The sequence below is a fragment of the Hyphomicrobium album genome, from assembly GCF_009708035.1.
Lineage (GTDB): Bacteria > Pseudomonadota > Alphaproteobacteria > Rhizobiales > Hyphomicrobiaceae > Hyphomicrobium_A > Hyphomicrobium_A album.
Map to the genome: position 1 here is coordinate 234,557 of NZ_WMBQ01000001.1, position 14,631 is coordinate 249,187.

At 66.4% G+C, this 14,631-nt stretch carries 8 protein-coding genes; 4 read left to right on the forward strand and 4 right to left on the reverse strand.

The window, feature by feature from the left end:
* Positions 1–61 precede the first annotated feature (61 nt).
* The gene (locus GIW81_RS00995; protein ID WP_154737495.1) at positions 62–1,804 is read right to left on the reverse strand and encodes a glucan ABC transporter ATP-binding protein/ permease; all 1,743 of its coding nucleotides are present in this window, start codon (positions 1,802–1,804) and stop codon (positions 62–64) included.
* A 298-nt stretch (positions 1,805–2,102) separates the two neighbouring features.
* Between GIW81_RS00995 and GIW81_RS01000 the strand changes: the two genes are divergently transcribed.
* From GIW81_RS01000 to GIW81_RS01010, 3 genes are read left to right on the forward strand one after another with little or no spacing between them, the layout of a single operon-like run.
* Entirely contained in the window at positions 2,103–8,276 is a 6,174-nt protein-coding gene (locus GIW81_RS01000) for a HAMP domain-containing protein (RefSeq protein ID WP_407658182.1), read from the forward strand.
* A 10-nt stretch (positions 8,277–8,286) separates the two neighbouring features.
* Positions 8,287–9,729, forward strand: a complete 1,443-nt coding sequence (locus tag GIW81_RS01005; RefSeq protein ID WP_154737497.1) for a sensor histidine kinase — start codon at positions 8,287–8,289, stop codon at positions 9,727–9,729.
* On the forward strand, positions 9,726–10,097 hold the full coding sequence (locus GIW81_RS01010; RefSeq protein WP_154737498.1) for a response regulator: 372 nt from the start codon (positions 9,726–9,728) through the stop codon (positions 10,095–10,097). Before GIW81_RS01005 ends, GIW81_RS01010 begins: the two co-directional genes overlap by 4 nt.
* A 6-nt stretch (positions 10,098–10,103) precedes the next feature.
* On the opposite strand, the gene GIW81_RS01015 is transcribed toward GIW81_RS01010, so the two are convergent.
* The gene (locus GIW81_RS01015; protein ID WP_154737499.1) at positions 10,104–11,843 is read right to left on the reverse strand and encodes an MFS transporter; all 1,740 of its coding nucleotides are present in this window, start codon (positions 11,841–11,843) and stop codon (positions 10,104–10,106) included.
* A 285-nt stretch (positions 11,844–12,128) separates the two neighbouring features.
* Between GIW81_RS01015 and GIW81_RS01020 the strand changes: the two genes are divergently transcribed.
* The gene (locus tag GIW81_RS01020; RefSeq protein ID WP_154737500.1) at positions 12,129–12,359 is read left to right on the forward strand and encodes a hypothetical protein; all 231 of its coding nucleotides are present in this window, start codon (positions 12,129–12,131) and stop codon (positions 12,357–12,359) included.
* Positions 12,360–12,415: 56 nt separating this feature from the next.
* Here GIW81_RS01020 and eutC read toward each other — a convergent pair whose 3' ends face one another.
* Both eutC and GIW81_RS01030 read right to left on the reverse strand, forming a co-directional pair.
* Positions 12,416–13,195: an ethanolamine ammonia-lyase subunit EutC gene (eutC, locus tag GIW81_RS01025; protein ID WP_154737501.1), complete on the reverse strand. Its 780-nt coding sequence runs from the start codon at positions 13,193–13,195 to the stop codon at positions 12,416–12,418.
* The gene (locus GIW81_RS01030) at positions 13,192–14,574 is read right to left on the reverse strand and encodes an ethanolamine ammonia-lyase subunit EutB (RefSeq protein ID WP_154737502.1); all 1,383 of its coding nucleotides are present in this window, start codon (positions 14,572–14,574) and stop codon (positions 13,192–13,194) included. Before GIW81_RS01030 ends, eutC begins: the two co-directional genes overlap by 4 nt.
* Positions 14,575–14,631: the final 57 nt, after the last annotated feature.

Here is a 14,631-nt window from a genome sequence, read left to right on the forward strand (position 1 = left end):
CGGTGTGTTGCGCCTTGGTTTATGGGGGGCAGGCTGACGGCCGCCTGACGCAGGCCCGCTGTCACGTTGCCGGCGCCGCGGGGACGGTGAAACCGCCCTCGGCCACCATGCGGGCGAAGAGGCCCTTGCCGCGGGCCAACGTCTCGAAGCGGCCGCGCTCGACGATGCGGCCGGCATCGAAGACGAGGATCTCGTCCGCATCGGCGACCGTGGACAGCCGATGCGCGATGATGAAGGTCGTGCGTCCCTCGCGCAGCCGGTCGAGGGCGCGCTTGATCCGCGCCTCGGTGGTGGCGTCGAGCGCACTCGTCGCCTCGTCGAGGACGAGGATCGGCGCGTCCTTCAGGATGGCGCGGGCGATGGCGATGCGCTGGCGCTCGCCGCCCGACAGGGCCGCGCCCCGCTCGCCGACCAAGAAGTCGTAGCCGCCCGGCTTGCGGGCGATGAAGTCGTGCGCTTCGGCGAGCCGTGCGGCCTCCTCTACCTCGGCGAGCGTGGCGCCGGGCCGGCCGACGGCGATGTTGTCGCCGAGCGAGCGGTTGAATAGCCCGGCGTCCTGGAACACCACGGCGATCTGCCGACGCAGCGAGGCGAGCGTCACGTCGGCGATGTCGTGCCCGTCGACGAAGATGCGGCCCGCGTCGGGCACGCGCAGACGCTGCAGCAGCGACAACGTCGTCGTCTTGCCGGACCCGGTCGGGCCGACCAGCGCGATCGTCTGCCCGGGCCTGGCGTGGAAGGACAAATCGACCACGCCCTGCTCCGTGCCGGGAAAGCGGAACGTCACCTTTTCGTAGCGCACGTCGCCGGTGAGCGGCGGCAGGGCGTGCGCCTCCGGCTTCTCGTCGCTGCCGTCGGCAGCATCGAGCAGCGCGAAGTAGCCCTGCAGGGCCGGCGAGCGCCGGTGTATCGCCACGACGAAGCCGGTCACCTGGTCGAGCTTGCTGATCAGGAGACCTGCGAAGCCGACGAAGGCGACGATCTCGCCGACCGACAGCTCGCCGCGCCCTGCGAGCAGCGCGCCGGTGGCCAACACCGCGACCATCGTAACGGTGGCGGCCGAGCGTTGCAGGATGGTGAGCACGCCCCACCAGGTGAGCACCGGGTATTGGGCCGCCAGGAGATCGCTCATCACCGTGCGCATCGCGTCGGCCTCGGCCTTGAGGCGGGTGAAGCTCTGCACCACGGTGACGTTGGAGATGACGTCGCCCACGCGGCCGTAGACGTTGGAATTGTAGCGCTCGACGTTGGCCTGCCCGGCGCGGGTGCGGCGCATGACGATGGCGTTCATCACCACGTAGGCCAACGCCAGCAGCCCGAGAATGGCGGCCATGCGCGCGTCCATGCGGATAGCCGTCGGCACCAGCAGCACGATGCCGACGACCGCGGTAAGCTGCTCGCGCAGCGCCCCCAGCCACAGCCAGAACAGGCCGTCGGTGCCCTGCAGGATGGTGCGGACGACGGCTGCGGACCCGCGCTCGGCGTGGTAGCCGGCGGGCAGCGTCATCGCCCGCTCGAATGCCTCCGCCATGGCGGCGAGGTGACGGCGATGGGCAAGGCGGTCGGCGAATACGGCGACGGCAGCCCCGGCCATGATGCCGAACAGCCCCAAGAGCGCCCAGAGGGCTATGTACGGGAAGGCGGCGCCCCCGCCCGAAAGGGTATCGACCACCCGGCCGAAAAGGATCGGCTCGGCCAATTGCACGACGCCGATGGCCACGGAGGCGAGAGCGAGGATCACGGCCAGGCCGCGCTCGGCCGCGAGCATGCCAAGCGCCCGTGCATAAAGACGAAAAAGGTCCATCGCCCCGCCGTATTGACCAGCCCGGATCAACCTAACAGGGGCGGCCGGCCGGCGGAATAATGCTGCTCACAAGCATTTTTCCAAACCGATGGAACAGATGGCCGCGCCGCCCGTTGGTGGTGACGGACGAGCAGGCGCTGCAGCGCCTGTTTTGTCATGCTCTGGGAGGGGCCTGATGGAAGACGAGCTGGTCGAAGCCGCGCGCGATGAGGCGTATCCGGATGCGGCCGTCCTGCAGAAAACCAACGGTAAGGTTGAGAGCACAGAGCTCCGCGAGCTGTTGGGTATCCTCGGTGCGATGCGCTCCGGCGATTTTTCCGTCCGTCTGCCAACCGATTGGGATGGCCTCTGGGGCAAGGTTGCCGACACTTTCAATGACATTGTCTCCACCAACGAGCGGATGGCGACGCAACTCGACCGCGTCGGGCAGGTCGTCGGCCGTGAGGGCAAGACCAAGCAGCGCGTCCGCATAGGGTCAGCCTCCGGCGCCTGGGGCGGCATGGAGACGTCGATCAACCAGCTGATCGACGACCTCCTGTGGCCGACGACCGAGGTCACCCGCACCATCCGCGCGGTCGCCCAGGGCGACCTGTTGCAAACCATGCGTCTCGATGTGGACGGGCGCCCGCTGGAGGGCGAGTTCCTCCGCTCGGCGACCATCGTCAACACGATGATCAAGCAGCTCTCGGTGTTCACCTCGGAGGTGACCCGCGTGGCGCGCGAGGTCGGCACCGACGGCAAGCTCGGCGGCCAGGCGCAGGTGTCGGAAGTGACCGGCGTGTGGAAAGACCTCACCGAGAGCGTCAACTCGATGGCGTCGAACCTGACCGCCCAGGTGCGCAACATCGCCGAGGTGACGATCGCGGTCGCCATGGGCGACTTGTCGAAGAAGATCACCGTCGACGTGCGCGGGGAGATTCTGCAGCTGAAGGAAGCCATCAATACGATGGTGGATCAGCTCCGCTCGTTCGCCGCCGAGGTGACGCGCGTGGCGCGTGAGGTCGGTACGGAAGGGCGCCTCGGTGGCCAGGCCGTGGTGCCGGGTGTCGCCGGCACCTGGAAAGACTTGACCGACAACGTCAACCTGCTCGCCGCCAACTTGACCACTCAGGTGCGCAACATCGCCGAGGTGACGACGGCCGTCGCCCGCGGCGACCTTTCGCGCAAGATCACCGTGGACGTGAAGGGCGAGATCCTCGAGCTGAAGAACACCATCAACACCATGGTCGATCAGCTCAACGGCTTTGCCGGCGAGGTGACGCGCGTCGCGCGCGAGGTGGGCACGGAGGGCAAGCTCGGCGGCCAGGCGCAGGTGCCGGGCGTCGCCGGCACGTGGAAGGACTTGACCGACAACGTCAACTCGATGGCGTCGAACCTGACGGCGCAGGTGCGCAACATCGCCGAGGTGTCGACCGCCATCGCCGGCGGCGACCTGTCGAAGAAGATCACGGTCAACGTCTCGGGCGAGATCCTGCAGCTCAAAGAGACCATCAACACGATGGTCGATCAGCTCAACGCCTTCGCCGGCGAGGTGACGCGCGTCGCGCGCGAGGTCGGCACCGAAGGCCGCCTCGGCGGCCAGGCCGAGGTGCGCGGCGTCGCCGGCACGTGGAAGGATCTGACGGACTCGGTCAACTCGATGGCGTCGAACCTCACGACGCAGGTGCGCAACATCGCCGAGGTGTCGACGGCCATCGCCAATGGCGACTTGTCGAAGAAGATCGCCGTGGACGTGCGTGGCGAGGTGCTCGAGCTCAAGGAGACCATCAACACGATGGTCGATCAGCTCAACGCCTTTGCCGGCGAGGTGACGCGCGTCGCCCGCGAGGTCGGAACGGAAGGTAAGCTCGGCGGTCAGGCCGTGGTGCGCGGCGTCGCCGGCACGTGGAAGGACTTGACCGACTCGGTCAACTCGATGGCCTCGAACCTCACCGGCCAGGTGCGCAACATCGCCGAGGTGGCGACCGCCGTCGCCCAGGGCGACTTGTCGAAGAAAGTGTCGGTCAACGTCTCGGGCGAGATCCTGCAGCTCAAAGAGACCATCAACACGATGGTCGATCAGCTCAACGCCTTCGCTGCTGAGGTGACGCGCGTCGCGCGCGAGGTCGGCACCGAAGGCAAGCTTGGCGGCCAGGCGCAGGTGCCGGGCGTTGCCGGCACGTGGAAGGATTTGACGGACTCGGTCAACTCGATGGCCGGCAACCTTACCGACCAGGTGCGCAACATCGCCGAGGTGGCAACAGCCATCGCCACCGGCGACCTTTCGCGCAAGATCACCGTCGACGTGCGCGGCGAGATCCTGCAGCTGAAGGAAACGCTGAACACCATGGTTGACCAGCTCAACCGCTTCGCCGGTGAGGTGACGCGTGTCGCGCGCGAGGTCGGCACCGAAGGGCGTCTCGGCGGCCAGGCGAACGTGCCGGGTGTCGCGGGCACCTGGAAAGACTTGACCGACAACGTCAACCTGCTCGCCGGCAACCTCACGACCCAGGTGCGCAACATCGCCGACGTGACGACGGCCGTCGCCCGCGGCGACTTGTCGAAGCGCATTACCGTCGACGTGAAGGGCGAAATTCTCGAGCTGAAGGCGACCATCAATACGATGGTCGATCAGCTCAATGGCTTTGCCGGCGAGGTGACGCGCGTTGCGCGCGAGGTCGGCACCGAAGGCAAACTCGGCGGCCAGGCTCAGGTGCCGGGCGCTGCCGGCACGTGGAAGGACTTGACCGACAACGTCAACCTGATGGCGTCGAACCTCACCGACCAGGTGCGCAACATCGCCGAGGTGGCGACCGCCATCGCCGGCGGCGACCTGTCGAAGAAGATCACCGTTGACGTGCGCGGCGAGATCCTGCTGCTCAAAGAAACGCTGAATACGATGGTCGAGCAGCTCCGCTCCTTCGCCGCCGAGGTGACGCGCGTCGCCCGCGAAGTCGGCACGGAAGGCCGTCTCGCCGGTCAGGCGGTGGTGCCGGGCGTCGCCGGCACGTGGAAGGACTTGACGGACTCGGTCAACTCGATGGCCGGCAACCTCACCGCCCAGGTGCGCAACATCGCCGAGGTGACGACCGCCGTCGCGCGTGGCGACCTTTCGCGCAAGATCACCGTCGACGTGAAGGGTGAGATCCTCGAGCTGAAGAACACCATCAACACGATGGTCGATCAGCTCAACGGCTTCGCCTCGGAGGTGACGCGCGTCGCCCGCGAGGTGGGCACGGAGGGCAAGCTCGGCGGACAGGCGCAGGTGCCAGGCGTCGCCGGAACGTGGAAAGACCTGACCGACACCGTGAACGTCATGGCCGCCAACCTCACCGAACAGGTGCGCGGCATCGTGAAAGTCGTGACCGCGGTCGCCGAGGGCGACCTGAAGCAGAAGCTGACGGTGAAATCGAAGGGCGAGGTTGCGGCCCTTGCCGAGACGATCAACGACATGACCGACACGCTCGCCATCTTCGCCGATCAGGTGACGACGGTGGCGCGCGAGGTCGGCGTCGAAGGGCGTCTCGGTGGTCAGGCGAACGTGCCTGGCGCCGCCGGCACGTGGAAGGATTTGACGGGCAACGTGAACCTGCTCGCCGACAACCTCACCAACCAGGTGCGCGCCATCGCTGAGGTGACGACCGCCGTGACCAAGGGCGACCTCACCCGCTCCATTCAGGTGGACGCCCGCGGCGAGGTGGCCGAGCTAAAAGACTACATCAACACCATGATCGACAACCTCCGCCTGACGACGGAGCGCAACACCGATCAGGACTGGCTGAAGACCAACCTCGCGCGCTTTACCGGCATGTTGCAAGGCCAGCGCGATCTGACGACGGTCGGCACGATGCTTCTGTCGGAGCTGGTGCCGCTGGTGCGGGGCCACCAAGGCGTCATCTATCAGATGGTTGCCGACGACGCGCCGGGCCTCAGGCTGCTGGGCAAGTACGCGGATCACCCCGAGCGCGGCTATCCGCGCGAGATCGATTTGGGCGACGGCTTCATCGGCCAGTGCGCGGTCGAGAAGCGCCGCATCCTCATCACCGATATTCCCGAGAACGCCGTGCGCGTCGGGCCGTCGTTCGTCGAGGCGCTGCCGCGCAGCGTCGTGGTGCTGCCCGTCACCTTCGAGGATCAGCTCAAGGCGGTGATCGCCGTCGCCTCGCTGCGCGAATTCGACCAGGCGCAATTGAGCTTCCTCGACCAGCTCACGGCCAGCATCGGCATCGTCTTGAACTCGATCGAGGCGACGATGCAGACCGAAGGCCTGCTGAAGCAGAGCCAGGAGCTCGCCGGAGAGCTACAGGCGCAGCAGAGGGAGCTGCAGAAGACCAACGAGCAGCTGGAGCAGAAGGCGCAGCAGCTCGCCGAGCGCAACGTCGAGGTGGAAGCGAAGAACCAGGAAATCGAGCACGCGCGGCGAGCTCTCGAGGAGAAGGCGACCGAGTTGGCGCTGACTTCGAAATACAAGTCGGAATTCCTCGCCAACATGAGCCACGAGCTGCGTACGCCGCTCAACTCGATCCTCATCCTCGGCCAGCAGCTCAGCGAGAACGCCGACGGCAACCTCAGCGACAAGCAGGTCGAGTTCTCGCGCACCATCCACGGCGCCGGCAGCGACCTGTTGAACCTCATCAGCGACATCCTCGACCTGTCGAAGATCGAGTCCGGCACCGTTTCGGTCGACGCCGAGGAGCTGTACCTGACGAACCTGCTCGACACGGTGGCGCGGCCGTTCCGTCACGAGGCGGAGGGCCGTCACCTCTCCTTCGATCTGGAACTCGATCCGAGCCTCGGCCGCAGCATCATCACCGACTCCAAGCGCCTGCAGCAGGTGCTGAAGAACCTGCTATCCAACGCTTTCAAGTTCACCGAGCACGGCGGCGTGCGGCTGACCACCTCGGCGGCTGCAGCCGGCTGGAACCCGGACCACCCGGTGCTCAGCAAGTCGTCGAGCGTCATCGCCTTCGAGGTGTCGGACACCGGCATCGGCATTCTGCCCGAAAAGCAGAAGATCATCTTCGAGGCGTTCCAGCAGGCCGACGCTTCGACGAGCCGCAAGTACGGAGGCACCGGCCTCGGCCTCGCCATCAGCCGCGAGCTGGCGACGCTTTTGGGCGGCGAGATCCAGCTGCGCTCGACCCCCGGCATGGGCTCGACCTTCACGCTGTTTCTGCCGCAGAGCTACATCGGACCGTCGGTGACCCTGGTCGAGGATACGGGCGCGAGGGCGAGGTTGATCGCCGACGCGCAGCAGCTGCGACCGCCCGAGCGGACCGTCGAATCGATCGCCGACGATCGCGACAACCTGGCTCCTGGGGAGTCGGTGCTGCTCGTCGTCGAGGACGATCCGCACTACGCGCGCATTCTCATGGATCTGGCGCACGACAACGGCTTCAAGGTGCTGGTCGCGCAACGCGGCGCCGAGGCGCTGGCGCTAGCCACCGAGTTCAACCCCAACGCTGTCTCCCTCGACGTGTTCCTGCCCGACATGATGGGCTGGAGCGTGCTCAGTCAGCTGAAGCAGAACCCGCTGACGCGCCACATCCCGGTGCAAATGATCACCCTCGACGAAGATCGTCAGCACGCCCTGGCACAGGGCGCGTTCTCGTTCCTGACGAAGCCGACGACGGTCGATGGCCTGCGCGAAGCGCTCAACCGCATCAAGGATTTCGCCGTCCCGCGGCGCAAGCAGCTCCTGGTGGTGGAGGACAACGAGGCCGAACGGCTCGGCATCCGCGAGCTTCTGAACCACGACGACATCGATATCGCTACCGCCTCGAAGGGTTCAGAGGCGCTTGATTTCCTGCGCACAAACGAGTGCGATTGCGTGGTGCTGGACCTCAAGTTGCCGGACATGTCGGGCTTCCAGGTTCTGGAGGAGCTCGGCAAGGACGAGGCGCTTTCTGCGATCCCGGTTGTCGTCTTTACCGGTCGCGAGCTTTCGGCGGAGGAAGACGCTCGGCTGCGCTCGATGGCGCGCAGCGTCGTCGTCAAAGGCGTTGAATCGCCCGAGCGTCTGCTGGACGAGACGGCGCTGTTCCTGCACCGCATCGTCGGCGAGCTGCCTGCCGAAAAGCAGCGCATGCTCGAGCGGCTGCACGAGTCGGATGACGATCTGGTCGGCCAGACGGTGCTGCTCGTCGACGACGACGCGCGCAATATCTTCGCCTTGAGCAGTGTGCTCGAGCGCCGCGGCATGAATGTCTTGACCGCCACCACCGGCAACGAGGCGATCGACAGCCTCGAGGCGACGCCGGACGTCGCCATTGTCCTCATGGACATCATGATGCCGGAAATGGACGGCTACCAGACGATGCAAGCCATCCGTACACAGGCCAAATGGCGGCGACTGCCGATCATCGCGCTGACCGCCAAGGCGATGAAAGGCGACAGGGAGAAATGTCTGGTGGCGGGAGCGTCCGACTATCTGGCCAAACCGGTGAACACCGAACAACTGCTCGCGGCTTTACGTATGTGGCTGCATCGCTAGGGGGAGGGCGATGACCGCTCGCCAACCAGTCAACATTCTGCTCGTCGACGACCAGCCAGCCAAGCTGCTGAGCTATGAGGTCATTCTCGGCGAGCTGGGGGAGAACCTGATCAAGGCCAACTCGGCTGGCGAGGCGCTCGGCGCCTTGCTCAAGACCGATGTGGCCGTCGTGCTCGTCGACGTGTGCATGCCCGACCTCGACGGGTTCCAGCTCGCCGAGATGATCCGCGGCCATCCCCGTTACGAGAAGACCGCGATCATCTTCATCTCGGCCATCCAGGTGACCGACCTCGATCGTATCCGCGGCTACAAGTCGGGTGCGGTCGATTACGTTCCGGTGCCAGTCATCCCCGAGATCCTGCGCGCCAAGGTGCGCATCTTCGCCGAGCTCTACCGCAAGAATCGCCAGCTCGAGGAATTTGCGGCTGATCTGGAGCGCCGCGTGGCGGAGCGCACGGCCGAGCTCGAGCAATCGACGGACCGGTTGCGCGAGAGCGAGGAGCGGTTGCGCCAGGCGTTGAGCGCGGCGCGCATGGGGACTTGGCGCCGGGATCTCGCCACGCAGATGAGCCAGCGCGACGCCAGTTTCAACGCCATCATGGGACTGCCGGCGGTCGATTCCACCGCGACGGTGGAGGAGCGGCTGGAGGAGATCCACCCCGACGACAGGCAAGGCGTCATGGAAGCGTGGACGACCGCGGTGACCGGGCGAGGCGACTACGAGGCCGAATTCCGCGTCAAGCGCCGCGACGGGGTGACCCGATGGGTGCGTGACCAGGGGCGCTTCGTCGCCGGCGACAACGGCCAGTCCGATTGTCTCGCGGGTCTCACACTCGACATCACCGAGCGCAAGAAAGCCGAGGAGGCGCAGGGCCTGCTCATCCAGGAGCTCAATCACCGCGTCAAGAACATGCTGACGACGGTGCAGGCGATCGCCCTGCAGAGCCTCAACGGCGCCCAGACCGCCGACAAGGACCGCTTCCTGTCGCGCATCCAGGCGCTCGCCACCTGCCACAACCTGCTGACGCGCAGCAGCTGGGAGGGTGCGCACCTGCGCGACATCCTCGAGAGCACGTTCGCGCCGCATCGCAGTCAGCAGGCCGCGCAGCGCATCTCGCTGTCGGGCGTCGACACGCTGTTGACATCGCGCGACGCGCTGTCGGTGACGCTGGCACTGCACGAGCTCGTCACCAACGCGGTCAAGCACGGTGCTTTCGCCAACAACGAAGGGCGCATCGAGCTTACCTGGCAGGTCGACCCGGATCCTTCGGCGCGGCTGCACCTGTCGTGGAGCGAGGCCGGCGGTCCGCCGGTCAGCCCGCCCAGTCACAAGGGGTTCGGCTCGCGGCTGCTGACCTCCCTCGCGGCGCAGTCGGGAGCCGCCTACTCCTGCGAATATCAGCCTGCCGGATTCAAATGCCGTCTGGCATTACCACTCGAGGCAAGAGCATGACGGAAGCTTTGACGGGCAAACGGGTTCTGGTGCTCGAGGACGAGCCTCTGATCGCCATGGTTCTGGTCGACATACTCGAAGAGGCGGGCTGTACCGTCGTCGGCCCGGCGCACGATGCCGACCAGGCGGCGAAGCTGATTGCCGAGAACGCCATCGACGTCGCCGTGCTCGACGTCAACCTCGGTTCGGGGCGCACGTCGGCGACGATCGCCGATTCCTTGAAGAGTGTCGGGACCCCGTTCGTCTTCGCCACTGGCTACGGCGAGCAGGGCTTGCGCATCGCCGATCGCGGGCACCTGCGCGTCGACAAGCCGTACTGCGGGCCAACCATCATTGCGACCGTTGTCGCGGCGCTCAAGGCTGCCTAGGGCCGCTCAGCTGCGCGTGTACTCGTCGACCGTCTTGTGCGTCTCGGGCACGAGGAACAGGCCGATGACCACCGTCGCGCCGGCGACGATGACCGGGTACCACAGCCCCGAATAGATATTTCCGGTCGCTGCGACGATGGCGAACGAGGTGGCGGGCAGCAGTCCGCCGAACCAGCCGTTGCCGATGTGATAGGGCAGCGACATGCCGGAATAGCGGATACGCGTGGGAAACAGCTCGACGAGCGCCGCCGCGATCGGCCCGTAGGTCATTGCCGCGAACATGATGAGCAGCACGAGGATGCCGATGATCGTCAGCTTCTGCGCGCTCCAGATGTCGAACACCTTGGCGACGTTGGCGAGACCGGCCGAGGGGTCGATGGGGATCTTCACTGTCTCCGCGTGACCGGGATTTGGATAGCCCTCGGCGGCAAGCGCGGTCGCGACCTTCACCGCGAAGTCTGCATCGCTAGCGGCGATGGGCTGGACCTTGCCGATGCGGACGCTGGCGACGGTGCCGGCGGCAGCTTCCTCGTTACGGTAGTGCACGGCGCGCTGAGCGAGCGCCGCCTTGGCGATGTCGCACGAAGAGCTGTAGGCGACCTTGCCGGTGGGGTTGAATTGGAAGGCGCAGTCGGCGGGATCGGCGGCGACGGTGACCTCGACGTTGCTCTGGGCGCGGTAGAGTGCCGGGTTGGCCGTACGCGTCAGATGCTCGAACAGCGGGAAGTAGGTGAGGACCGCGAGGAGGCAGCCGCCGAGGATCAAGGGCTTGCGACCTATGCGGTCCGATAGGCTCGCGAACGCGACGACGAAGCCGACGCCGGCGATCAGCGCCCAGGCGACCAGCACGTTGGTGGTGAACTGGTCGACCTGCAGAATATTCTGGATGAAGAACAGCGCGTAGAAGTGCGCCGTGTACCAGACCACCGCCTGTCCGGCGACGAGCCCGAACAGGGCAATTAGCCCGATCTTGATGTTACGCCACTCGCCGAACGCTTCGCGCAGCGGCTGCGCCGAGGCGGCGCCTTCCGCCTTCATCCGCTGGAACGCGGGGCTCTCCTGCATCTGCAAGCGCACGTAGAGAGAGATGAGCAGAAGGACTGCGGAGAGTAGGAACGGGATGCGCCAGCCCCATGCCTTGAAGGCGCTGAGCGTCGTCCCGTCGGGCTGCTCGACGGGCGGGAAGCCGGCGTCGAGCGCGATCTGCGTGAACATGATGACGACCAGCGAGAGAAGCAGGGCGAGCGTCGGCGTGGTGTTGACCCAGCTGGTGAAGAACCCACGCTGGTTGTGCGGCGCGTGCTCGGCGACGTAGACGGCGGCGCCTCCGTATTCACCACCCGTAGCGAGGCCCTGCAGCATGCGCAGGACGATCAGCGCGATGGGCGCCGCGACGCCGATCGTGTGATAGGTGGGTAGCAGTCCGACGAGGAACGTCGCCGCGCCCATGAGCACGACGGTGACGACGAACGTGTACTTCCGGCCGACGATGTCGCCGAGACGGCCGAAGATGATGGCGCCGAACGGACGGACGATGAAACCCGCGGCGAAGGTGAGCAGCGCGAAGATGCTCTGCTGCGTCACGCTGTAGGCGGCGAAGAACTGCGCACCGATGATCGAGGCGAGGGCGCCGTAGAGATAGAAGTCGTACCACTCGAAGACGGTGCCGGCGGACGAGGCGATGATGACCTTGCGTTCCTCACGTGTCAGGGCGCGTCGGCGCCCTGGTATGGCTTCGCTCGTCATGTCGCCGTCCGCCCCCATCGGTTAGTCAGCACAGTGCTGCCCCCAGCTCAAATACCTGCAATTGCAGTGAATAAGCAAATCGCGCCGCATGCTGTTGAGGGGCTGGCGACGACCGCGATCCTGTAGCGAAACTTAGCAGTTCTTCTTCGTTAGGGCCCCGCGAAGGCGACTGTATGACTCGGGCGGCACGGGGGCCGATCAGAAGAATCCAACCGCGTTCCCGGTGCTTTCGAAGCCCGGCGGCGATGCCGCGCGGTGGGGGTCAATTCTGGAAGGAGAAGACGAATGCGACGGACGGGAATTCTGGCGCTAGGCGCCACTCTGTTGGCGCTCTTGCTCGTGCCGCAGGCGAACGCGGGGATTAGCGTCGGCGCCGCTCAGCGCGCCACGGCGAGCGACGTGCACCAGGCCACCTTCGACAGGCTGTTCGAGCGCGACAGGAAGCACAAGAAGGTGAAGCTCTACAAGCATCACAAGAGGCACAAAAAGCTCAAGCACAAGAAGCACCACCACTGAGAAGTGGCGACCCGCACTTGACGACCGCCGAGGGTGGCTGCTTCTTCGCAGCCGCCCTAGCGGCCGAGGGCCGGGCGAGACGCCGCCGTTCCATCGTCGAGCTGGTAGACGCTCTCGTCCTTCAAGGCGACGCCCGTAAGTCCACGCCGCAACGCCTCGCGCAATAGCCAGTGGATCTTGAACGCCGCGGCCTTGGCGCCGAGGCCCCCGGCGCGAATGTTCGAGACGCAGTTGCGCTCTCCATCCTTGCGGCCGACGCGCGGGGCGAACGTAAGGTAAGCACCGAGACTGTCGGGCGAGGAGAGTCCGGGTCGCTCGCCGATCAGAACGAGGACAGCGCGCGCGCCGAGGACCTCGCCGGCATCGTCGCCGAGCGCAACGCGTCCCTGGCTTGCGAGCACGACCGGACCCATGGTCCAGCGGCTCTTGCGCACGAGCGGCAGCAGTTCGGCGATGACCTCGACGGCGTTGGCCGCAACCCCAGTCGAGGATAGCCCGTCCGCGACGACGATGAGCAGGCCGGGGTTGGTGTGCTCAGCCGCGGCGAGGCGCTGGCGCGAGGCGGGGCTGAGGCGGCGCCCCAGATCCGGGCGCCGCAAGTATGTATCGCGGTCGCCGGCGGCGCTGTCGACGCGTTGACTGTATAGGCCATGCTTTATGAGCGCCGCCTCGATCGGTGCCCAGTCGATGGGCGTCGTGACGGCATCACGCGCCTGCGCGTGCGCCATGGCGAAGCTCAACACTTCCTTGATGGGGAGGGCGGCACCGGCGCGGCCGAGGCCGATGCGCGCGTCGGTGAAGCGCCGCAGCGCCGACCAAGGTGCGTCGTTCGTCATGCGGCGAGCCCCCGGACATGCTCGAGCAATGCTTGCGCCGGCTCGGCGAGCAGCTTGCCTTCATGGTCGGCGAGGCCGACGCGGGCGAGCCATGCCTCGAACTCCGGCGCGCGGCGCAGCCCGAGCGCCTCGCGTACGTAGAGCGCGTCGTGGAACGAGGTCGATTGATAGTTGAGCATGATGTCGTCGGCGCCGGGCACGCCCATCACGAACGTGACGCCGGCGGCGCCAAGCAGCATCAGCAGCACGTCCATGTCGTCCTGGTCGGCCTCGGCGTGGTTCGTGTAGCAGACGTCGCAGCCCATCGGCAGCCCCATGAGCTTGCCGCAGAAGTGATCCTCGAGCCCGGCGCGGATGATCTCCTTGCCGTTGTAGAGGTACTCAGGTCCGATGAAGCCGACGACCGAGTTGACGAGCAGCGGCTTGAAGGTGCGCGCCACCGCGTAGGCGCGGGCTTCGAGCGTCTGCTGATCGACGCCGTGATGCGCTTCCGCCGAGAGCGCCGACCCCTGGCCGGTCTCGAAATACATGACGTTGTCGCCGACCGTGCCGCGCTTGAGAGACAGCGCGGCCTCGCGGCCTTCCTGCAGCATGGCGAGCGTCACGCCGAACGAGGCATTGACCGCCTCGGTGCCGCCGATCGACTGGAAGACGAGATCGACCGGTGCACCGCGCGCGATCGCCTCGATGGACGTGGTGACGTGTGTCAGGACGCAGCTTTGCGTCGGGATGTCGAAGCGGCGGATGATGTCGTCGAGCATGGCAATGAGATCGAGGATCGTCGCCACGTTGTCGCTCGCGGGATTGATGCCGATTACCGCATCGCCGCAGCCGAGCATCAGCCCGTCGACGATCGAGGCGGCGATGCCGCGCTTGTCGTCGGTCGGATGGTTGGGCTGCAGGCGCACGGCCATGCGCCCCCTAAGGCCGAGCGTGTCGCGAAAGCGGCTGACGACCTCGACCTTGCGCGCCGCGAGGATCAGGTCCTGGTTGCGCATGATCTTCGATGTCGCCGCGGCCATCTCCGGCGTGATCCCCAGGGCGATTCGGGCAAGCGCTTCGGTCGTGGCCGCCTCGGACAGGAGCCAGTCGCGGAAGGCGCCGACCGTCATGTGGGAGACAGACGCAAAGGCGCCGGCATCGTGCCCGTCGATGATGAGGCGGCTGACGTCGTCGCTCTCGTAGGGGATGACCAACTCGCTGAGGAAGCACTTCAGCGGTACGTCGGCCAGCGCCATCTTGGCGGCCACGTTCTCCTCGCCGCTCGTGGCCGCGACCCCGGCGAGCACGTCGCCCGAGCGTGGCGGGGTCGCCTTCGCCAGCAGCTCCTTCAAGTCGGCGAACCGGTAGTTCGCCTGCCGCCACGCCGCGCTGTACAAAGTGCGCCTCCGTCAGCGAATGCCGGCGTCAGCATAACACAATTCGGCTGTGGGGGT